At 55.6% G+C, this 19,864-nt stretch carries 19 protein-coding genes; 10 read left to right on the top strand and 9 right to left on the bottom strand.

The features are described from left to right. Positions 1-4 precede the first annotated feature (4 nt). From PGQ95_RS22285 to PGQ95_RS22250, 8 genes are read left to right on the top strand one after another with little or no spacing between them, the layout of a single operon-like run. Positions 5-1,222 carry a lipopolysaccharide biosynthesis protein gene (locus PGQ95_RS22285; protein WP_045391116.1) on the top strand — a complete coding sequence of 406 codons (1,218 nt, stop codon included), beginning with the start codon at positions 5-7 and terminating at the stop codon, positions 1,220-1,222. Continuing rightward, the gene (locus PGQ95_RS22280; protein ID WP_430919376.1) at positions 1,213-2,595 is read left to right on the top strand and encodes a capsular biosynthesis protein; all 1,383 of its coding nucleotides are present in this window, start codon (positions 1,213-1,215) and stop codon (positions 2,593-2,595) included. Before PGQ95_RS22285 ends, PGQ95_RS22280 begins: the two co-directional genes overlap by 10 nt. Next, on the top strand, positions 2,588-3,613 hold the full coding sequence (locus PGQ95_RS22275; RefSeq protein ID WP_045391122.1) for a glycosyltransferase family 2 protein: 1,026 nt from the start codon (positions 2,588-2,590) through the stop codon (positions 3,611-3,613). Before PGQ95_RS22280 ends, PGQ95_RS22275 begins: the two co-directional genes overlap by 8 nt. Then, positions 3,594-4,808: a glycosyltransferase family 4 protein gene (locus tag PGQ95_RS22270; RefSeq protein ID WP_113374935.1), complete on the top strand. Its 1,215-nt coding sequence runs from the start codon at positions 3,594-3,596 to the stop codon at positions 4,806-4,808. The genes PGQ95_RS22275 and PGQ95_RS22270 overlap by 20 nt, the downstream gene beginning before the upstream one ends. Further along, positions 4,805-5,905 (top strand): glycosyltransferase family 4 protein, encoded by a 1,101-nt coding sequence (locus PGQ95_RS22265; RefSeq protein ID WP_430919373.1) that lies wholly within the window; start codon positions 4,805-4,807, stop codon positions 5,903-5,905. The genes PGQ95_RS22270 and PGQ95_RS22265 overlap by 4 nt, the downstream gene beginning before the upstream one ends. 11 nt (positions 5,906-5,916) lie before the next feature. Then, on the top strand, positions 5,917-6,330 hold the full coding sequence (locus PGQ95_RS22260; protein ID WP_015704480.1) for a hypothetical protein: 414 nt from the start codon (positions 5,917-5,919) through the stop codon (positions 6,328-6,330). Between the two features lie 7 nt (positions 6,331-6,337). After that, on the top strand, positions 6,338-7,753 hold the full coding sequence (locus PGQ95_RS22255) for a DUF4832 domain-containing protein (protein WP_430919371.1): 1,416 nt from the start codon (positions 6,338-6,340) through the stop codon (positions 7,751-7,753). Positions 7,754-7,764: 11 nt separating this feature from the next. Continuing rightward, positions 7,765-8,268, top strand: coding sequence for a serine acetyltransferase (locus PGQ95_RS22250; RefSeq protein WP_430919369.1), 504 nt, complete (start codon positions 7,765-7,767; stop codon positions 8,266-8,268). A 45-nt stretch (positions 8,269-8,313) separates the two neighbouring features. On the opposite strand, the gene PGQ95_RS22245 is transcribed toward PGQ95_RS22250, so the two are convergent. From PGQ95_RS22245 to gpt, 4 genes are all read right to left on the bottom strand, one after another. Beyond that, positions 8,314-10,578, bottom strand: coding sequence for an FdhF/YdeP family oxidoreductase (locus PGQ95_RS22245; RefSeq protein ID WP_430919367.1), 2,265 nt, complete (start codon positions 10,576-10,578; stop codon positions 8,314-8,316). A 410-nt stretch (positions 10,579-10,988) separates the two neighbouring features. Further along, entirely contained in the window at positions 10,989-11,387 is a 399-nt protein-coding gene (gene crl / locus PGQ95_RS22240; RefSeq protein WP_015368042.1) for a sigma factor-binding protein Crl, read from the bottom strand. Positions 11,388-11,444: 57 nt separating this feature from the next. After that, positions 11,445-12,689, bottom strand: coding sequence for an esterase FrsA (gene frsA / locus PGQ95_RS22235; protein ID WP_015368041.1), 1,245 nt, complete (start codon positions 12,687-12,689; stop codon positions 11,445-11,447). A 107-nt stretch (positions 12,690-12,796) separates the two neighbouring features. Further along, positions 12,797-13,255 (bottom strand): xanthine phosphoribosyltransferase, encoded by a 459-nt coding sequence (gene gpt, locus PGQ95_RS22230; protein ID WP_002889733.1) that lies wholly within the window; start codon positions 13,253-13,255, stop codon positions 12,797-12,799. Between the two features lie 257 nt (positions 13,256-13,512). Here gpt and pepD point away from each other — a divergent pair, with 257 nt between their 5' ends. After that, positions 13,513-14,970 carry a cytosol nonspecific dipeptidase gene (pepD, locus tag PGQ95_RS22225; protein ID WP_430919365.1) on the top strand — a complete coding sequence of 486 codons (1,458 nt, stop codon included), beginning with the start codon at positions 13,513-13,515 and terminating at the stop codon, positions 14,968-14,970. 248 nt (positions 14,971-15,218) lie between these two features. Here pepD and PGQ95_RS22220 read toward each other — a convergent pair whose 3' ends face one another. Both PGQ95_RS22220 and dinB read right to left on the bottom strand, forming a co-directional pair. Next, positions 15,219-15,680: a GNAT family N-acetyltransferase gene (locus PGQ95_RS22220; protein ID WP_308958710.1), complete on the bottom strand. Its 462-nt coding sequence runs from the start codon at positions 15,678-15,680 to the stop codon at positions 15,219-15,221. Between the two features lie 2 nt (positions 15,681-15,682). Then, positions 15,683-16,738, bottom strand: a complete 1,056-nt coding sequence (gene dinB / locus PGQ95_RS22215) for a DNA polymerase IV (protein WP_271031965.1) — start codon at positions 16,736-16,738, stop codon at positions 15,683-15,685. Between the two features lie 159 nt (positions 16,739-16,897). On the opposite strand from dinB, the gene PGQ95_RS22210 reads away from it, so the two are divergent. Continuing rightward, positions 16,898-17,758, top strand: a complete 861-nt coding sequence (locus PGQ95_RS22210; protein ID WP_430919362.1) for a glycerophosphodiester phosphodiesterase family protein — start codon at positions 16,898-16,900, stop codon at positions 17,756-17,758. Between the two features lie 55 nt (positions 17,759-17,813). On the opposite strand, the gene nqrM is transcribed toward PGQ95_RS22210, so the two are convergent. Genes nqrM through nqrE form a run of 3 tightly spaced genes read right to left on the bottom strand, consistent with a single transcriptional unit; the run spans position 17,814 to position 19,864 of the window. Further along, the gene (gene nqrM / locus PGQ95_RS22205) at positions 17,814-18,029 is read right to left on the bottom strand and encodes a (Na+)-NQR maturation NqrM (protein ID WP_101827581.1); all 216 of its coding nucleotides are present in this window, start codon (positions 18,027-18,029) and stop codon (positions 17,814-17,816) included. Between the two features lie 2 nt (positions 18,030-18,031). After that, positions 18,032-19,255: an NADH:ubiquinone reductase (Na(+)-transporting) subunit F gene (nqrF, locus tag PGQ95_RS22200; protein WP_020079561.1), complete on the bottom strand. Its 1,224-nt coding sequence runs from the start codon at positions 19,253-19,255 to the stop codon at positions 18,032-18,034. A gap of 12 nt (positions 19,256-19,267) precedes the next feature. Further along, entirely contained in the window at positions 19,268-19,864 is a 597-nt protein-coding gene (gene nqrE, locus PGQ95_RS22195; RefSeq protein ID WP_015368115.1) for an NADH:ubiquinone reductase (Na(+)-transporting) subunit E, read from the bottom strand.

The raw sequence follows: 19,864 nt of genomic DNA, 5'->3' as shown, positions 1-19,864 counted from the left end.
GCCTATGAATCTGATTAAGAGTATTTCATCCATCGCCAGTTCATCGGTGCTTTCACAGCTGATCGGCGCCTTTTCGGTCTGGCTCATCTCTCATCGCTACGGGATGGCGGAGGTCGGCCATTACGCGATGATCTACAGCAATGTGCTGATCGGCGCGCAGGTTTGTACCTTTGCCTCGCAGTTGCTAATCCCCCGTCAGGAGGATCACGAGCTTGGGCAGAACGTGGTGTTCTGCCTGCTGCAGAGCCTGGTGATGGCCCTCCCCTGGGCAGTCATTACCGGGCTTATCTTCGAACTTAACATTGCGTTTCTCTATTTGCTGACCTTTGGCTATGCGCTGGTGCTGGTGGCGGAAAACCTTTCCCTGCGCGGCGGCAACTATCCTTTCCTGACTTTCCAGCGCATTGCGGTGTCGCTGGTGGTGGCCATTGCGCTGCTGGTGATGCCCAACCCAACGCTGTTTTATCTGGCGTGGATGGTCGGGATCCTGCTGCTATTGATCGCCTGCCTGATTCGCCTGTTTAACTTCAAAAGCTTAACGCTGCGCCACTTTTCGATTGCCACGAATCTGCGTTTTTTACGCGAGCACTGGCAGCATATTAGCCGCGTCGGCAGCGCCGAGGTGCTGGCGATGGCCAGTAATAACCTGCCGACCATGCTGATTAACATCTGGTTCTCGCCGCTGGTCGCCGGCTACTTTTCGGTAGTCAGCCGTTTCTGCCTGTCGCCGGTGATGATTATCGGTAACGCCGTGCGCAACTCCATCTTTTCTAAATGGTCGATGGATTTTCGCAACCACACCTTTAACTATCCGGAATATAAAAAGGTTCGCCTGCTGCTGCTGGGCGCCGCCGCGGTATGCATCCTTGGTATCTGGATTTTCTATCCGCTGGTGATGCGCCTTGGCTTTAGCGAGGAGTGGCTGAATTCGATCCCCACCTCGCGCTACATGCTGCCTTATCTGTTCGCCGCGCTGGCGGTCAGCCCGCTGACGGTGATCGAACTGATCTTCGGCTCCCGGCGCTACTTTTTGCGTATTCAGATTGAGCAGTTGCTGATTATCGTTATCGCCTTCATCGCCTTGCCGTACTTTGGCGTCAGTTATGAAATCGCCCTGCTGGCCTTCTCGTTCCTGACCTTCGCGCGTTACTTGTTCATTTTGCTCAAAATGAATCAGCGGGCGAAAACGCTTTCGCTGCAGGAGCAGAAAATATGCAGCTAAACACCGGCCGCTATCTCGAAGCCTATGCCCTGATGACGCTGGTGTTCTGCGGTACGGTCCAGTACTTCACCGGTATCGCGGCCGTGCTGTGGCTGCCATTTTTTCTGGTGCTGGTGATGGCGGTGCTGCTCCTGATGCAGAGCCGCCCGCAGCCGCTGGCGCTCACCGGGCGGGAAAAGCTGATACTGGCGCTGTATCTGACTTTTATCGTACTCGGGCTGGTCTCAACGGTACTGCAGTCAGGGATCGTCACCGCCATCGTCGGCTTTAAAAACGAGCTGGCGCTCTCGCTGCTGATGTTCTGCATGCTGTTGGGCATGTTTAGTGAATCACAGCTGTACCGTCTGACGCGGCTTTTCTACTGGATCTACTATGTGCAGATCCCGGTCGCTATCTATCAGGTGATTTTCGTGGTGCCTAAACGGGTGGCGTTTCGCGGCGAAGATGAGAAGTGGGACTCGGTGGTCGGCACTTTCGGCGGCGACCCGATGGGCGGCGGCAACACCGCGGCGATGGGGATGTTCTGTCTGCTGATCATGCTCATGAAAGTGTCGGAGTTTAAGCACGGCATCTGCTCATTTAAATCGCTGGTGATCCACATCGCGCTGGGTTTCTTCCTCTGCGTAGTGGGGGAAGTAAAATTCGTCATTCTGCTATCGCCGTTCCTGCTGGCCCTGCTATGGATCCTGCCCGGCTACGTAAGCGGCGTGAGTAAAGTTAGCCTGCGATCGCTGCTGATCATCGCCGCCGGCATGGCGCTATTAATTTTTGTCGCTATTACCGTGTTGGCCTCCAACTATTCCTCGGCCTTCGGCGGCGACCCGACCAAAAGCGCGCTATCGGTATTTATCGATTCACTGGGCTATATTTTTGATACTAACTACATTATGCCAAGCGGCGAATTGGGGCGTTTTACCACCCTCTTCTTCTGGCTGCAGCATAACGAACTGTTCGGCCCGGGCGGCATGCTGTTTGGTTACGGTCTTAACGCCACCAACAGCGGCAGTACCGTCTCGCCGGGCTATATCGGCGTCTGGTATCACCTGATCCTCGATTCCACCGCCTTAAGCATGCTGCTGTGGGAAGTGGGGATTATCGGCATCATTCTGTTCATTGGCACCATCGCCTCAATACTGGTCGCCATGCGGCCGAAAGAGACCTTTTCGCGCCACGATCTCAAGCTTGAGGATCTGCAACTCCTTAGCTCGGCGCCGGCGTTCTACGTTTTTGTCATTGGCTGTCTACTCAGCCTGCCCTACAGCCAGATCCTGATGATCATTCCCATGCTACAGTTTTTATTATGGTTATCCCTTGGGGCGCTGATTGTCATCCACCGCGCTGTCCGTCTTAACTCCGGTACCCACTATGAATAAAACGCCATCAATTACCGTCAGCATCAAGACTCTGAATGAAGCGCAGGGCATCGAAAAAACCATCGATAGCGTGCGCAAACAGCTGCAACCGTACCCGCATCAAATCATCGTCGCCGACAGCTTATCAACGGATAACACCCGCGAACTGGCTATCGCGAAAGGTGCGATGGTGGTGTGTCTGGATAACGCCGCCGACCGCTGCTGCGGTATCGGCCACCAGCTGGGCTGGCTGTATAGCGAAGGCGATTATTTGCTGCTGCTGGATGGCGATATGGAGCTGGAGCCGGGCTTTCTGGATACCGCGGTCGAATTCCTGGAGACACATCCGGAGTACGCGGGAGTCGCCGGCAGCGTCGAGATGGATGATGCCTCTAACTATGAGTTCAAATCGCGCAAGCAGCGCCTGCACCTGATCTATCCGCAGGGCGACACCGATCATCTGGGCGGCGGCGGCCTGTATCGCCGTGAAGCGATCGAGAAAATCGGCTATCTGACCAACCTCAACCTGCACGGCTACGAAGAAGCGGAGCTGGGTATTCGTTTACAGGCAGCAGGTTACAAGCTGCATCGCCTGGCGGCGCCCTACTTTAGCCACGCCTCTTACACCATGCCAACCTTTAAAATGCTGGCCTACCGTTGGAAGAACGGCTTTCTGTGGGCGCCGGGCGAGTTGCTCCGTAACTGCTGGGGTAAAGCCCATTTCCCGGCGGCGCTGCGGATTGTACGTAATGAGCTGATCTTCACCCTCTATCTGCTGGTTTTACTGATTTGTCTACTGACCTTCAATGGCAAGGTTATCGCCATCGCCCTGCTGCCGCTGCTGGCGTTTATCGCTCTGAAGGCCATTAAAAATAAATCGCTGCGCGATGGCGTGCAGAGCGCGATTAACTTATCGCTATTTTCAGCGGGGCTGCTGCGCGGAGTGATTAATTCAGTGCGCGATCCGATGAAACGCCCGGCGGTGACCGTCTCGAATCCACAGCATATTGATACTGAAAATGAAAATTCTCTTCGTTAACAAATTCTTCTTTATCAAAGGCGGCGCGGAAACCGTTTATTTTCAGGAGCGCGACGCGATGCTGCAAGCCGGCTACCAGGTGGTCGACTTCAGCATGCAGCACGCGGAAAATAAACCGTCGCCGTGGGAGGAATTTTTCGTCCATAACGTCGATTATCACGACAGTCACGGCCTGATGAGCAAAATCAAAGCCGGGGTGGACTTTATTTATAATGCCGAGGCCTGCGCGAAGCTCAACACGCTTTTGTTGCGCGAGCGGCCGGATATTGTTCATTTTCATAATATCTATCATCAACTTACGCCTGCCGTTATCGGCGTGGCGAAACGCTTTGGCTGCAAAACGGTACTCACCGCCCACGATTACAAAATCGTCTGCCCTTCCTACACCATGCTGCGCGATGGTCATGTCTGCGAAGAGTGTCTCACCGGGTCGGTGATCAACGCTTTTCGTCACCGCTGCCAGCAGGGCGATACTTTCAAAAGCCTGCTGCTATCGTTGGAAGCCTACTGGCAGAAATTCGCCCAAAATTACGCCATGCTCGACTGTATCATCGCCCCGAGCGAGTTTATGCGCCAGACCCTGCTGCGTAAGCTGCCCGACGCCCGCATTGAAGTGATCGTCAACGGTATTGATGCCAACAACACCGTGCCCGGCGAAACCGCAGGCGACTATTTTCTCTATATTGGCCGCCTGAGCCGGGAAAAAGGTGTACCGACGCTGGCGCAGGCGCAGCAAAAAATGCAGGAGGCGATGCCGCTTAAGATTGTCGGCGACGGCCCATTGGGCGCAGACCTGCGCGCGCGTTTCAGCGGCCCGCAGTTCCTCGGCTATATGAAACACGGCGAGGAGCTGAATAACCTCATTCGCGGGGCCCGCGCGGTAGTCGTCCCCTCTGAATATTATGAAAACTGCTCCATGTCGGTGCTCGAAGCCATGGCTTTTGGCCGCCCGGTGATCGGCGGCAATATTGGCGGTATCCCGGAACAGATCCGTGACGGCGTCGACGGCTATCTGGTTGAGCCCGGCAATAGCGATGCGCTGGCGCAACTGATGGACAAACTGGCTGCGGACCCTGAACTGGCCCGCAGTATGGGAATTAACGCCCGCCGGCGGCTGGAAGAAAAATACGATCTCGCCCGCCACATGCAGGTGCTGCAGGCGCTTTATCAGCAACTTGTCGGGGAGAAAAAATGACCATCAACGTCACGGTATTAGGCACTCGCGGGATCCCCGATGTGCAGGGCGGCGTGGAAACGCACTGCCAGAATTTATACCCGGAAATCTATCGCCAGGGCAGCGCGGAAGTTTGCGTGATCGCCCGCTCGCCCTATGTGAACTACCGACGCAGCGAATATCAGGGCGTTAAACTCAAGAGCCTGTGGGCGCCGAAAAGCCGTAAATTCGAGGCTATTATTCACTCGACGCTGGCGGCATTCAGTACCTTATTCGACGGCTCCAACGTGGTTCACGTTCACGCCGTCGGCCCCGGCCTGGTGGTGCCGTTGCTGCGTCTGCTGGGAAAACGCGTCGTCTTTACCCATCATGGCCCGGATTACGATCGGCAGAAATGGGGCCGGATGGCCAAAGAGATGCTGCGCCTTGGCGAAAAATGGGCGGTGAAATACGCCAATGAAGTGATCGTCATTTCCGAGGTCATCAATAATCTGATTAAGCACAAGCATGGCCGCCATAACGCCCATGTTATCTACAACGGCGTGCGCCAGGTCGACCTGCCTCCTGCGGATCGGCAGGCGGAGATCCTCGATAAATACGGTCTAAAACCGGGCCAGTATATCGTTGCCGTGGCCCGTTTTGTCGAAGAGAAAGGACTACACGATCTCGTTGCCGCCTATACCGCCGCCGGATGTTCGGTACCGCTGGTGCTCATTGGCGATGCCGACCACGCCGATGAATATAGCGAGCGTCTGAAGCAACAGGCGACCGCCACGCCAAACGTTATCCTTACCGGCTTTATCAGCGGCGCGCCGCTGCATACGCTGTTCTCGCAGGCCGGGCTATTCGTGCTGCCCTCTTATCATGAGGGATTGCCGATCGCGCTGCTGGAAGCCATGTCGTGGTCGCTGCCGGTGGTAGTCAGCGACATTCCGGCCAACCTTGAAATTGGCCTACCGCCAGCAGACTACTTCCCGGTCGGCAACGTTCCGGCCCTGACGCAGAAACTGCAGCAATGGGTCGCAGGTGAAAAAGCGGATTACAGTGAGTTTATGCCGAAGTACCGCTGGCCGGAAATTGCCGCGCAAACCGCGCAAGTCTATCAGCGCTTAACGTAAGCAGGTTACTCGTGCCGAAATCTACAGCTGAACTGGTAGTCGAGCGCTTTTATGCCGCGCTTGACCAGGAGGTGGAAACCTCATTAACCGCGGAGCAGAAACGGGGAATCGAGCAGGCGCTGGTACGCGCCAACCTGGCGTCACGCCATCGCATCGATTTTCGCCACAGCTTTCCGTTCCTGCATCGTCGCTATTTTGTGGTGTTTCTTTTTGGTCGCGATCTGCGCAAAGTTTCGCGCGAAAGCACTCTGTTCGGACGCATCTTCGCGACGCTGCTGATTACGCTTGGCGTGGTATTCGCCCTGCTGTCGATCCTGCTGGCGCTCTATATGCTGAAATCAGCATTAGGCATTGATGTATTTAAAAATTTCCACGTCGGTATCTGGACGTGGTTTGTTAATCTTCATGACCACATGACAAAGTGAATTGAGTATGGCGAAATCATCTCGGCGTAGAGCCCCCCTGTTTCGCGCCCTGCTGCTGGCCAGCACGCTGGCGTCAGCATCCGTTGGCGCGCAAACCACGGTCATCACCCCGCCCCCATTCGACGGTCTGCTCACCAATCCGGGCATCGGCGTCGCCAGCTTTCATGATGGCTATGGTGAAAAACCGACCCGCGCCGAGTATCCCGATACCGGTTTTGAGTACGATCGCTTCTACTGGAGCGAGCTGGAACCACAGGAAGGGGTCTACAATTTCGCGCCGATCGATAACGCTTTTAGCGTCGCCGCCAGCCATCAGCCAGCCATGAACGTCGGCCTGCGGGTAATGGCGCTCGACGAGCCGCAAACGGGATCAAAAATTCCCGACTGGCTGATCGCTAAAGGGATCAAAGGACAGTGGGTCGCCGACGGCAAAACCTTCGTGCCGGATCTCAGCGATCCAACGTTTATCGCCTATGCGCAAAAACTGCTGAATGCCCTTGGTCAGCGCTACGACGGCAATCCGGAACTGGCCTTTATCGATATCGGCATGGTCGGATCCTGGGGCGAATGGCACAACTCCAACTTTAGCGACATTCCGCCGTTAATGGAGAAATACACGCCGGAGCAGCTCAATCGCTATGTTGATATGCATTTCGATAGCTTCCCGAAAACGCCGAAAATCATGCTGATTAGCGGCGGCGATTCGCTAGCCTCGGCCAGCCGCCGCGGCGCGGGCTGGCGGGCAGACTGCTGGGGCGACTGGCATAACTTCTCCAGCGAGTGGAGCCATATGCGCGATGATTATCCGCAGCGTCTGGCCGCCGCCCAGGCCGCCGCGCCGGGGTTTGTCGATAGCTGGAAACGAGCGCCCGTCAGCCTTGAGATCTGCGGCTATATGAGCGAATGGCAGAGCGTGCAGCACTACACGCGTGAAGAGGTGCAGGCTACCTTCGACTGGGCGCTGCAGCAACACGCCAGCAGCCTGAACCTGAAATCAAGACCGATTCCGGCGGAATACCGCGATATTGTCGATAAAGCCTTACTGCGAATCGGCTACCGTTTCCGGGTTAACAAACTCGCCTTCGAGACGCCGGTTAAGGCTGGTAAGCCGTTAGCGATCAATGTCACCTGGCGTAATGATGGCGTCGCTCCGGCCTACCTGTTCTACCCGGTACAATGGCGCGTGGTCAACGCCGCCGGCACCACGGTTACCCAGTTAAAAACCCAGGATGATGTGCGCCGCTGGCTGCCGGGGGATATGCAAAGCACTGTCACTCTCACGCTACCCGCCTCGCTGCCCGCAGGCGATTACGCATTGCAGACCGCCATTACCGATGCCCAGGGCAAGCCGCGGCTGCTGCTGGCCAACCAAGGCAAAACCGCCGACGGCTGGTATCAACTGACCACCTTTTCCCTTAAGTAAACGGAGAATTCATGCCTAATGCCATCAGTCAGGTCCGCCGCGAGATCAAACATACCGGCAGTATGAAGGCGAAAATCGCGATTCTGCTCTATCGCCTCGCGACGCTGTATCGCAGCCGCAACCCGTTTTACAAGCTGCTCGGCATTCCATTCGTTATTCTCAATAAAGTGATTAACGAATGTCTGTTTTGCGTCGAACTACCGTGGCAGACGCGGATCGGCTACGGGCTGAAGCTGTATCATCCGCACTGCATCGTCCTCAACCGCGGCACCGTCATCGGTGAAAACTGTATCCTGCGTCAGGGAGCCACCATCGGCAGCCTGACGGATAGCGAAGGCCGCGAAGGGGCAAGCCCGGTGATTGGCAATAATGTCGAATTCGGCGCCCACGTGGTGGTCATCGGCCCGGTGACGTTGGGTGATAATGTTAAAATTGGCGCGGGTACCGTGGTGACGAAAGATCTGGCCGCCGGTCAGGTAGTGGTCGGCCAGCCATTCCGAGTGTTGAAATCGTAATACCGGCAACGGAGATAGCCAGCCTTAGCCTGGCTCCGTTATTCCTCAGGCCCGGCGAATAAGTACCGGTACGCTCTTATAAGCCGGCGTCAGGCTCTCTTTATCGACCGCATCCAACGACAGCAGAATATTGGCCTCCGGTAGATAAGCGGCAACCGAGGCCGCCGCCATCGGTACGATAAACACCGTCTGATTCAACAGCGCTTTCTCACCGTCCGGTTCGCCCCGCGCATCCAGTGCCATGATATTGACCCGATCCCCCTGCCTCAACTGACGCTTACGCGCTTCTTCCTCACTGAGGAAGATAATATCGCGGCGGCCGGTTACGCCGCGATAGCGGTCATCCATGCCGTAGATGGTGGTGTTGTATTGATCGTGGCTGCGGATGGTAGTCAATACCAGACTATCCACCGGTAGCGCATCATCAACGGCGGTCAGATTGCAGACATGGAACGTCGCTTTACCCGATTCGGTACGATATTCGCCACGCGAAGCCGGGTTATCAAGGCGGAAGCCGCCCGGCGCGGCAATGCGCGCATTAAACTGATGGAATTCCGGGATCACCGCTTCAATCGCGTCACGGATCAGACGGTAATCACCCGTCAACCGCTCCCAGGAGACTGGGCTATCCGGTAGCGTCGCGCGGGCCAGTCCGGCGACAATGGCCGGTTCGGATAGCAAATGCGGAGAAGCAGGCTTCAGCGAACCGGTAGAGGCATGTACCATGCTCATCGAATCTTCGACGGTGATCGACTGTACGCCCGAGATTTGCAGATCGCGTTCGCTGCGGCCAAGCGCCGGGAATAAAAAGGTATCTTTGCCCGCCAACAGATGCGAGCGATTCAGCTTGGTAGCGATATGGACCTGCAGTTCCAGGCGGCGCATGGCCGGGAATGTACGCAGCGGATCCGGCATCGCTACCGCCAGATTACCACCCATGCAGATCAGGCCGCGCGCGCGTTTATCTTCAATCGCTTTGATACTTTCGACCGAGGAACGGCCATGCTGGCGCGGCGCCTTGATGCCAAAGTAGCTCTCCAGTCGCAGATTAAACTCTTCACTCGGGGCTTCGTTAATGCCGACGCTTCTGTCGCCCTGCACGTTGGAGTGACCGCGCAACGGACAGATGCCCGCGCCTTTGCGCCCCATATTACCGCGCATCAACAGTAGATTAACCAGTTGTTGTACGTTCTGCGTGCCGTTGCGATGTTGAGTGATACCCAAACCATAGCTAATGATCACCCGCTGATGACGGCTGTAGATCCCGGCAAAGTATTCGACCACTTCGCGTTTAACCCCTGCTCCACGCTCGATATCGTCCCACGATAGCGCTTCAAGATCGGCCAACAGCGCCGGATAGCCCGAAGTGTGCCCGGCAATAAAGTCGTGATGAATGACCGGATGCTGCGCATCTAAGGCCAACAGCGCTTTCATTGCTCCGCGGAAGAACCAGGCATCGCCGCCGACGCGGATCTGGAAATAGTCGCTGGAAAGGTCGGTATGCTGACCTAACAACATATCGGACGGCGACTGCGGAAAACTAAAGCGTTCCAGACCACGCTCGCGTAGCGGGTTAACCGAGATGATTTTACCACCGCGCTGCGCTACTTCCCGTAGCGTAGAGAGCATTCGCGGATGGTTCGTTCCGGGGTTATGACCCACGCAAATCACCAGATCGGCCGCCTCAAAATCGCTAAGTTCAACGGTTCCTTTACCAATACCAATAGACGAGCCCAGCCCCGTGCCGGTGGGACTATGGCACATGTTGGAGCAGTCAGGGAAATTGTTGCTGCCATATTCCCGGGCATACAGTTGATAGAGAAACGCCGCTTCGTTGGAGGTGCGCCCCGAGGTATAAAACTCCATCTCGTCCGGCGCAAAACCACGCATGATCTCGCCGATTTCGGCAAAGGCCTGTTCCCAGGCGACCGGTTGATAGGTATCGCTGATGATGTCGTACTTCATCGGATGAGTGAGACGACCGTAATTTTCTAGCTCATAATCACTGCGCTGCCACAGTTCCGCAAGCGTATGATGAGCAAAGAATTCAGGCGTCGCTTTCTTTGCCGTTGTCTCCCACGACACGGCCTTGACGCCGTTTTCGCACAGCTCCATCGGCGAGCGGTGTTCTGGGTCCGGCCAGGCGCAGCCAGGGCAGTCAAACCCTTTAACCTGGTTCATTTTAAATAGCGCGATGGTATCGCGCAGCGGCGTTTTTTGCCCCAAAACGTGGGTGGTACAAGCTTTAACGGCCCCCCATCCGCCGGCGGCTCCGGCGTATTGTTTCAGGCCTCGGGTATTATTAGTCATCAGAATACATCAGCGTTATTTTCAATCGCTCTTTATTAACACAGCGTTTCTGATGTGCTGATTCCCACCATGGAGTAACGGTAAGCGGATAAATAATAAAAAAGAAGTAGAATTATAATTCGAATAGCGTCCAGCATTAATAAAATACGAATTAACCATTAATAAACAAATGGTTATATTTATTTAAAGCATTGATTCAGGCTGTAATATGTCACCCAAATATCATTACATGGTAAACAGAACGTAAAACCACAGCATTAGCCCCCCAGGAAGGGGTAAATAATATTTTCGTTTAACTACCTACTATATTGCCGCCTCGTATAACGAGAGGCGGATTGGTGCGGCGGTTATTTACAATTGGTATCGATTTTTATCGGACGGTGCCTGCGGCAACAGGCACCGGGGAGAAATTACGCGCGCAGGCGAACCGGTTCGCTGAAATCGTCAGCCGGTTCGAGTTTCAGATTGAACGTTGCCAGCAGCGCCGCAGCGCGCTCGTGGAACTCACGCAGCGTTTTTTCGAGTCTTTCACGAACTTCAGGATCGTCGATGTCGACCGCTTGCCAGTCACCCTCTTTATCAAACAGGCCGAACTGGTAGCTATAAGTGAAACGAGATTCCTGTGCTTCCATTTCCATCCACCAGCCCCAGAATTCCCGCTTCTCCGGCGCTGGTTTAACGTTGACGCAAACTGCCAGGCAGTCGAAAAAAAAGCGGTTCTCTTCACACTGCCCTTCACGGATATAGGGGCCTAGCGCCGTGAATTTTTTAATCAGCTTACTTTTCAGGTGTCCACTCGGTAACGTCATTGCGATCTCCTTTAGTGATGCAACTGTTTTACCAAACCAATAAAATTTAGCAATATATTAACCAAATCTATGATTGATCCAGCGGGCAATCTGACGCAATGCGTGATCGAAATTACGGTAAACCGGCTTAAACGGTATCTCCAGCAGCTTGCCATCCGCCGAGGACGAGGTGATTAACCGCGACTCCTCTTCGGGGCTAAAGGGATCGTCTTTCCAGTAGCCGGAGAGCATCGGCGTAGGGCAACGGCGGCCCAGCAAGCCCTGGGTTTTTAATGAATAACGGTTGAGCTCGACGCGCAGCGCTTCGTCGGAAGCATCGTGCATGCCAAGACGCGATGCCAGCACATCGAGGAACATCTCAGGCACCCGCGCCATCAGTTGCGGATCCACCAGCAGGTTATGCACCACCGGTCCCAGACAGGCCACCGCCTTCAGCCGCTGCGATTCCAGATACCCCAGACGAACCGCAATATTGGCGCCGAAGCGGAAACCAAATGCCGCCACCCGGGTATGGTCAACCCAGGGGACATTCTGCAGATGCTGCAGCACGTACTGATGCAGCATGCTGGTGTCCTGGCTCAGCGTCCACTTGGTTGAGAAACCGATGGACGGCATGTCCAGCGTCAGCATGGCGATACCCAGCGGGGCAAAATACTTCTCATACAGGCTGTAATAATCGGTTTGCAGCGAATCCAGACCACCGCACATCAGCACCGTCGGGAACGGGCCTTCGCCTTTCGGCATATGCAGGAAGCCCGTCACCGGCGCGCCGCCGGGGATAGCGAACTCCAGTTCACGCAGCTCGCCCGGCAGTCGTTGCGCCGCCTCTTCATAGGCCCGATTGGCCAGCGTCTGCGCCTGATCGGCTAGCCCATCGCCCTTAATATGCGGGTAGGCGGCGATGCTATAGAGGTTGGAGGCGTGCAGCCAGTGGCGACCGCTCTGCAGAGGATCGGCTTCCTGAGTCGCTTTTTGCTGCCACATCATCGCTTGTTTAGTCCACTCATACACCCAGTTGCCGCCGCGATAGCCAATCACCGTATCGTAGAGTTCAGGGTCGGAGCGTTCGGCATCGCTCATCACGATGCGCGCCTGGACATCCCATATCTCTTGCGGCGAGACGCCGCGCCAGATCCACATCAGGCGATTGATTAAGCGATACCAGTGATCGACGTGATTACCGCTCAACGCGGTCTGCATGCCCTGATGCTGGCCGGATGAAAACCGACGGACCAGCGTTGAGGTTTCCGGGTATTTGAATCGGGGTTTAAACAACGTTTCGCTAAGGTTAGCCTGTGACATGTGCCGCCTCCATCATGTTGCTGCTTGCGCTATTGTAACCCGCGTCAGAGTAAAAAAAACCACGCCCGGCATAACCGGGCGTGGTAATTATTCACTATTGGCGGGAATTAACGGCCAGCGATTGGCGGTACGAAGACGACGCCCATATCCCACGGCTGTTCAATCCAGGTATCCTGCGGGATATCAACCACATAATCATCAACCAGCGGACGGCCCGCCGGCTTGGCGAAAATGGTGACAAAGTGCGCTTTAGGATACATTTCGCGGATAGCGACAGCGGTGCCGCCGGTATCGACCAGGTCATCAATAACGATGAAACCTTCGCCATCGCCTTCAGCGCGCTTCAGTACTTTCAGTTCGCGCTGGTTGTCGTGATCGTAGCTAGAGATACATACGGTATCAACATGACGAATACCCAGTTCACGCGCCAGTAAAGCTCCCGGTACCAGACCGCCACGGCTAACGGCAATGATGCCTTTCCATTGTTCAACCGGCAGCAGACGGCTTGCCAGTTTGCGGGCGTGAATCTGCAACATGTCCCAGGTGACGACGTATTTTTCGCTCATGTGAATTGTCCCAGCCTGTGTATAACGGCTTAAATATTGTTCGAGGGGGAAAATGGTTGCGCGAGATTATAGAGACCTGACGCACTAAAAACCAGTATTAAGCGCCTCCAGCAACGCTTTTTGCGTGCTTTACACTAGCAGAGCGCGCGGAAAGTGGTATTCTCAACCACATCGCGCAAGCCCGAGCTTGTAGTGAATCTTATTGCTAACCCTCGACCTGTAAACGACTTTTGCAGGTGACTGTAAGGAGACTCATCGTGTCTGAATTGTCTCAATTATCCCCGCAACCGCTTTGGGATATTTTTGCCAAAATTTGCTCCATCCCGCACCCGTCCTATCACGAAGAACAGCTCGCCGAGCACATCATGGGTTGGGCAAAAGAGAAAGGCTTACACGCGGAACGCGACCAGGTTGGCAACATTCTGATTCGTAAAGGCGCGACTGCCGGTATGGAAAACCGCAAGCCGGTAGTTCTGCAGGCGCACCTCGATATGGTGCCGCAGAAAAATAACGATACCGTGCACGACTTCACCAAAGACCCGATTCAGCCGTATATCGACGGCGAGTGGGTTAAAGCGCGCGGCACCACCCTGGGCGCGGATAACGGCATCGGTATGGCCTCCGCGCTAGCGGTGCTGGCCGACGATAGCGTTGCCCACGGCCCGCTGGAAGTGCTGCTGACCATGACCGAAGAAGCCGGCATGGATGGCGCGTTCGGTCTGCAGGCCAACTGGCTGCAGGCGGATATCCTGATCAATACCGATTCGGAAGAAGAAGGCGAAATCTACATGGGTTGCGCCGGCGGTATCGATTTCACCTCTAACCTGGCGCTGACTCGCGAAGCGATTCCTGCCGGTTTCCAGAGCTTTAAACTGACCCTGAAAGGCTTAAAAGGCGGCCACTCCGGCGGTGAAATCCACGTCGGTCTGGGCAACGCTAACAAGCTGCTGGCGCGCTTCCTGGCGGGCCATGCCGATGAACTGGATCTGCGTCTGGTGGATTTCAACGGCGGTACGCTGCGTAACGCCATCCCGCGTGAAGCCTTCGCGACCGTCGCCGTCGCCGCGGATAAAGCGGATGCGCTGAAAGCACTGGTGAATACTTACCAGGAGATCCTGAAAAACGAACTGGCGGCCAAAGAGAAGAATCTGGTCGTCCTGCTGGAAGCGGTCGCTAACGATAAAGCGGCGTTGACTCAGGCCTCCCGCGACTGTTTCGTGCGCCTGCTGAACGCGACGCCGAACGGCGTGATCCGCAACTCTGACGTCGCCAAAGGCGTGGTTGAAACCTCGCTGAACGTCGGCGTCGTGACCATGACCGACGACAACGTACAGATCCACTGCCTGATTCGCTCGCTGATCGACAGCGGTAAAGACTACGTCGTCAGCATGCTGGATTCGCTGGGCAAACTGGCGGGGGCGAAAACCGAAGCCAAAGGCGCTTACCCAGGCTGGCAGCCGGATGCCAATTCCCCGGTTATGCACCTGGTGCGCGAGACCTATCAGCGTCTGTTCAACAAGACGCCGAACATTCAGATTATCCACGCTGGCCTGGAATGCGGTCTGTTCAAAAAACCGTATCCGGACATGGACATGGTTTCCATCGGCCCAACCATTACCGGCCCGCACTCCCCGGATGAGCAGGTTCATATCGAGAGCGTCGGCCAGTACTGGACGCTGCTGACCGAACTGCTGAAAGCGATTCCGGCTAAGTAAGCCCTACACCGGCGGCGCCATGCCGCCGGTTGTCTCTCCGACCCGGTTATGACCTGTATTGTCGGGTGGCGGCTAACGCCTTACCCGACCTACGCCGGCTACAGTAATGTGCAGTTTGGTAGCCCGGATAAGGCGCAACGCGCCGCCTCCGGGAAAATCCCGGGCGGCGACTGGACCACAACAGACTCTCAGCTTTATAAGATAAAAGCTTTTCTCAAGCTAAAGAAGTCGCAAACCGATAACAGTATCTATTCAGCCTTCCCCGAACCGCGTTTTTCCATTCGATAGTTGGTGAACCACTCTCCACGCGATTCTACTCGCTGCTCAGCGACGACACGGAATCCCTGACGAAGAAAACTGGATCGTGCCGTTATACTCGCATCGACCGACAGTACCTTTCCCGGATGGCTGGCGCAGACCGCCCCGATGAGCGCATGGCCTATTCCCCGGCGGGTATAATCCGGCGAGACGAATAAAAGGTCGATATAATCATTAACGGCAGTGATAAATCCAACCGGCTGATTATCAATAACCGCCACCAGCACTTGCGAATGAGCAAGCTTCTGCCGCCAGCGGGATTCATCAACCTGCGCCCAGGCGGCAATTTGCGCGGGAGAATAATCCCGGCTGGCGGTCTCTCTCACCGCGCGCAAAAAAATGGCGCACAGCGCCGGAAAATCATCTTCTAGATACGACCTGATCGTTAACATCGTTATAGTCCAAGTACCAGTTGTCTTTCGAGCTGTGGGTCGAGCAGCGTCACGTGTAACCCCACCAGCCGCACGCCGCGGCTGCCCCGACGTTCAAGCCAGGCGTTGCGTGCGGTCGCGATTAAATCCTCTTTGTTTAACCGCGGCCAGACGTGCTCCTGAGTGGTGAGCTGAAAATCGTTAAACTTCAGTTTGATACCTTGGCGGGCGATCAGTAGATCCGGTTTTACCTTCGCCAGACGGCGTTCGAGCTCGGGATAGAGATTTTCGATAATCGCTTCGCAGTCTGACCACTCGTGAATATCCTCCGCCAGAGTGCGCTCGACGCCGACCGATTTACGCTGACGATCGTTATGGATTTCGCGCTCGTCAATGCCGTGGCTGCGCTCCCACAGGATACGGCCAAACTTACCAAAGCGTTTAAGCAGCATCGCCAGATCGCTGTTCTGCACGTCGCCACAGGTACGCAGCCCCATATTTTCCAGCTTCGCCGCCGACACCTTCCCGACGCCTGGGATTTTCGCCAGCGGCAGAGACCGCACAAATTCCGCCACCTGGTGCGGGGCAATGACGAACTGACCATTCGGCTTGTTCATATCTGAAGCGATTTTGGCGAGAAATTTAACCGGCGCCACCCCCGCCGAAGCGGTGAGGTTCAATTCGTGCTCGATGGTCTGGCGGATCTCCTGGGCCATCAGCGTGGCAGAACCGTGGCAGTGTACGCTGTCGCTCACGTCAAGGTAGGCTTCATCCAGCGACAGCGGCTCGATTAATGAGGTATAGCGGGAGAAAATTTCGCGGATATGGTTCGAGGCTTCTTTGTAGGCATCAAAGCGCCCCGGCAGCAGCGTGAGGTGCGGACACAGTTTAAGCGCCGTCGCCGTCGGCATTGCGCTGCGCACGCCAAACTTACGCGCAGGATAGTTCGCGGTACTAATCACGCCACGCTGTACCCGGCTGCCGCCAATGGCAATGGGGATATCGCGCAACGCCGGGTTGTCACGCATTTCCACCGCTGCGAAGAAGCAGTCCATATCGACATGGATAATTTTACGCATCGCCTTGCCCAACACTGTATACCCATACAGCATAGCAAAACTACGTGCGAATTTTATTCTTTTTTTAATTCAACCGCCAAAAAAGCTGTTACAACATAAAAGTGAAACAAATCACGTTTATTTTCATGCATTTAAATAATGAATCAGGAAGATACAATCATGAAGAAAATACTCACGGTACTCTGCCTGCTGGCAACCGGCAGCGCTTTCGCCAACCCGCAGCTGATTGCCCACCGCGGCGGCACCGGCGATGCGCCGGAAAACACCCTACCGGCCATCAAGCTGGCGCTGGAAAACCACGCGCAGGCCATCTGGATTACGGTACAGCTAAGCCGCGACGGCGTACCGGTGCTCTATCGCTCAAGCGATCTCTCCGCCCTGACCAACGCCGAGGGCAAGGTCTCAAGCTTAACCGCCGCCGAGCTGGCAAAAGTCGATGCCGGCTGGAAATGGGGCGATGACAGCCATCCGTGGCGCGGCAAGCAGGCCACGATCCCGACCTTACAAAGCGTGCTGCAGCAGTGGCCGCAGACCTTCTTCTACATCGATATAAAATCACCGGATGCCGATCCGGCGGTGATGGGCGAACGCCTGCTGGAGGTGTTAAAAAATACCCATAGCCTCGAGCGGGTGCGGGTTTATTCCACCGAAGACCGCTATATCGCCGCTCTGCCGCAACCAATCCCACGCTTTGTTAGCCGCAGCGAAACCCGAACCAGGCTGGCAAACGTTTCGCTCAGCCACCAGTGCCAGCAAGACAGCCAGCGCGATGGCGATAAGTGGTACGGGCTGGAACTAAAGCGCAAGGTAGAGGTAGTCGAGAAGTTTACCCTCGGTGAAGGCGTTTCTCCGGCGACGCTCACCTGGGATAAAGAGGCGATGGATTGCTTCCGCTCGCAGGGTCCGGCCCACATCATTTTCTTCGGTATCAATAGCGCGGAAGATTATCGTACGGCGAAAGAACTGGGCGCCGACGGCGTGATGGTGGACTCTCCGGCGCAGGCGAGAAACTGGCAGTAAGATAAAAAAGGCCGCGAAAGCGGCCTGAAAACGCAAGCGTAGCGCCGTCGGCGCATTAGAGAATGCGCTGCTGCTGGCGCTGCGCCTCGCGGGCAAGACGTTTCTTACGCGCGTCGCACGGTTCCGGACAGTCGCAGACTTTCTCCAGCCCCAGCGAGGAGATCCCGCCGCAGCTGCCTTGAATACTCTTACGCTTCACCAGGTAGCCCAGGGACATGCCGAGGATCACCAGCGCAAAAATCACAAAGGTCGCGACAAATACCGTCAACATCATCAGCCTCCAAAGTCGTCGAGCATGATGTTCTCATCTTCAACGCCCAGGTCTTTGAGCATTTTAATCACTGCGGCGTTCATCACCGGCGGCCCGCACATATAGAACTCGCAATCTTCCGGCGCCGGATGGTCGCGCAGATAGTTTTCATACAGAACATTATGGATAAAGCCCGTATGCCCGGTCCAGTTATCTTCCGGCAGCGGATCGGAGAGCGCGACGTGGAAGGTAAAATTGGGGTTTTCGCGCGCCAGCTGTTCAAACTCATCGTCATAGAACATTTCACGCAGCGAACGCGCGCCGTACCAGAAGCTGATTTTACGCGTGCTGTGCAGGCGCTTAAGCTGGTCAAAGATGTGTGAACGCATCGGCGCCATGCCCGCGCCGCCGCCGATAAACACCATCTCGGCGTCGGTCTCTTTGGCGAAGAACTCGCCAAACGGCCCGGAAATCGTCACCTTATCGCCAGGCTTCAGCGACCAGATATAGGACGACATTATCCCCGGCGGCGCATCCGGAACCTTCGGCGGCGGCGTGGCGATACGCACGTTGAGCATAATGATGCCCTCCTCTTCCGGGTAGTTAGCCATCGAGTAGGCGCGCAGGGTCGGCTCTTTCACATCAGAGACATAGCGGAACAGGTTGAACTTGTCCCAGTCTGAGCGATATTCATCGGGAATATCAAAGTCGGCATAGGCCACTTTATGCGACGGGCATTCGATCTGAATATAACCGCCGGCGCGGAACGGCACCGCTTCACCATCCGGCACCCGTAATTTGAGCTCTTTAATGAAGGTCGCTTTGTTATCGTTAGAGATAACCTCGCACTCCCATTTTTTCACGCCGAAAATCTCTTCCGGCAGCTCAATTTTCATATTCTGCTTCACCGCCACCTGGCAGGCCAGGCGGCACCCTTCTTTGGCTTCGCGTTTGGTGATATGCGAAAGCTCGGTCGGCAGAATATCGCCGCCGCCTTCTTTGATGGTCACCCGGCACTGGCCGCAGGAGCCGCCGCCGCCGCAGGCGGAAGAGACGAAGATACCGTTGCTGGAGAGCGTGTTCAGCAGTTTGTCGCCCGCCGGCGTGCGGATCTGTTTATCCGCTTCGTTATTGATTTCAATAACCACGTCGCCCGCGTTCACCAGCTTCGAGCGCGCCACCAGGATGAGCCCCGACAGGACCAGCACGATCAGCGTGAACATCACCACGCCAAGAATAATTTCCATACTTTTCCGCCCTTATAGCTGCACACCGGAGAATGACATAAAGCCGAGCGCCATCAGTCCGGTGGTGATAAAGGTGATCCCTAACCCGCGCAGACCGGCGGGCACGTTGGCGTACTTCATTTTTTCGCGGATCCCCGCCATCGCGACAATCGCCAGCATCCAGCCAATACCGGAACCAAAGCCGTAGACAATAGATTCCGGGAAGTTGTAATCGCGCTGCACCATAAACGACACGCCGCCGAAAATAGCGCAGTTAACGGCGATAAGCGGCAGGAAGATCCCTAACGCGTTATAGAGTGCCGGGAAGTACTTATCGAGAATCATCTCAAGTATTTGCACCAGCGCCGCAATCACCCCAATAAAGGTGATGAAGTTAAGGAAGCTGAGGTCTACGCCTTCCATCAATGCGCCGTCGCGCAGCACCAGGTTATAGACCAGATTGTTGATCGGTACGGCAAGACCCAGCACCACCGTGACCGCAACGCCGAGGCCAAACGCGGTGGAAACCTTTTTCGACACCGCGAGGAAGGTACACATCCCGAGGAAAAAGGCCAGCGCCATGTTCTCAACGAACACCGCGCGGACAAACAGGCTAATGTAATGAGCCAT

The sequence above is a fragment of the Klebsiella sp. 141240 genome (assembly GCF_050600805.1).
GTDB classification, from domain to species: domain Bacteria; phylum Pseudomonadota; class Gammaproteobacteria; order Enterobacterales; family Enterobacteriaceae; genus Klebsiella; species Klebsiella aerogenes.
This window is presented reverse-complemented; position numbering and strand designations above follow the sequence as displayed.

What these genes read in the sequence shown, in the direction of transcription:
- PGQ95_RS22285 (WP_045391116.1), top strand. Translation starts at nt 5, where the DNA reads ATGAATCTGATTAAGAGTATTTCATCCATCGCCAGTTCATCGGTGCTT.
- PGQ95_RS22280 (WP_430919376.1), top strand. Translation starts at nt 1,213, where the DNA reads ATGCAGCTAAACACCGGCCGCTATCTCGAAGCCTATGCCCTGATGACG.
- PGQ95_RS22275 (WP_045391122.1), top strand. Translation starts at nt 2,588, where the DNA reads ATGAATAAAACGCCATCAATTACCGTCAGCATCAAGACTCTGAATGAA.
- PGQ95_RS22270 (WP_113374935.1), top strand. Translation starts at nt 3,594, where the DNA reads ATGAAAATTCTCTTCGTTAACAAATTCTTCTTTATCAAAGGCGGCGCG.
- PGQ95_RS22265 (WP_430919373.1), top strand. Translation starts at nt 4,805, where the DNA reads ATGACCATCAACGTCACGGTATTAGGCACTCGCGGGATCCCCGATGTG.
- PGQ95_RS22255 (WP_430919371.1), top strand. Translation starts at nt 6,338, where the DNA reads ATGGCGAAATCATCTCGGCGTAGAGCCCCCCTGTTTCGCGCCCTGCTG.
- PGQ95_RS22250 (WP_430919369.1), top strand. Translation starts at nt 7,765, where the DNA reads ATGCCTAATGCCATCAGTCAGGTCCGCCGCGAGATCAAACATACCGGC.
- PGQ95_RS22245 (WP_430919367.1), bottom strand. Translation starts at nt 10,578, where the DNA reads ATGACTAATAATACCCGAGGCCTGAAACAATACGCCGGAGCCGCCGGC.
- crl (WP_015368042.1), bottom strand. Translation starts at nt 11,387, where the DNA reads ATGACGTTACCGAGTGGACACCTGAAAAGTAAGCTGATTAAAAAATTC.
- frsA (WP_015368041.1), bottom strand. Translation starts at nt 12,689, where the DNA reads ATGTCACAGGCTAACCTTAGCGAAACGTTGTTTAAACCCCGATTCAAA.
- gpt (WP_002889733.1), bottom strand. Translation starts at nt 13,255, where the DNA reads ATGAGCGAAAAATACGTCGTCACCTGGGACATGTTGCAGATTCACGCC.
- PGQ95_RS22220 (WP_308958710.1), bottom strand. Translation starts at nt 15,680, where the DNA reads ATGTTAACGATCAGGTCGTATCTAGAAGATGATTTTCCGGCGCTGTGC.
- dinB (WP_271031965.1), bottom strand. Translation starts at nt 16,738, where the DNA reads ATGCGTAAAATTATCCATGTCGATATGGACTGCTTCTTCGCAGCGGTG.
- PGQ95_RS22210 (WP_430919362.1), top strand. Translation starts at nt 16,898, where the DNA reads ATGAAGAAAATACTCACGGTACTCTGCCTGCTGGCAACCGGCAGCGCT.
- nqrM (WP_101827581.1), bottom strand. Translation starts at nt 18,029, where the DNA reads ATGTTGACGGTATTTGTCGCGACCTTTGTGATTTTTGCGCTGGTGATC.
- nqrF (WP_020079561.1), bottom strand. Translation starts at nt 19,255, where the DNA reads ATGGAAATTATTCTTGGCGTGGTGATGTTCACGCTGATCGTGCTGGTC.
- nqrE (WP_015368115.1), bottom strand. Translation starts at nt 19,864, where the DNA reads ATGGCTCATTACATTAGCCTGTTTGTCCGCGCGGTGTTCGTTGAGAAC.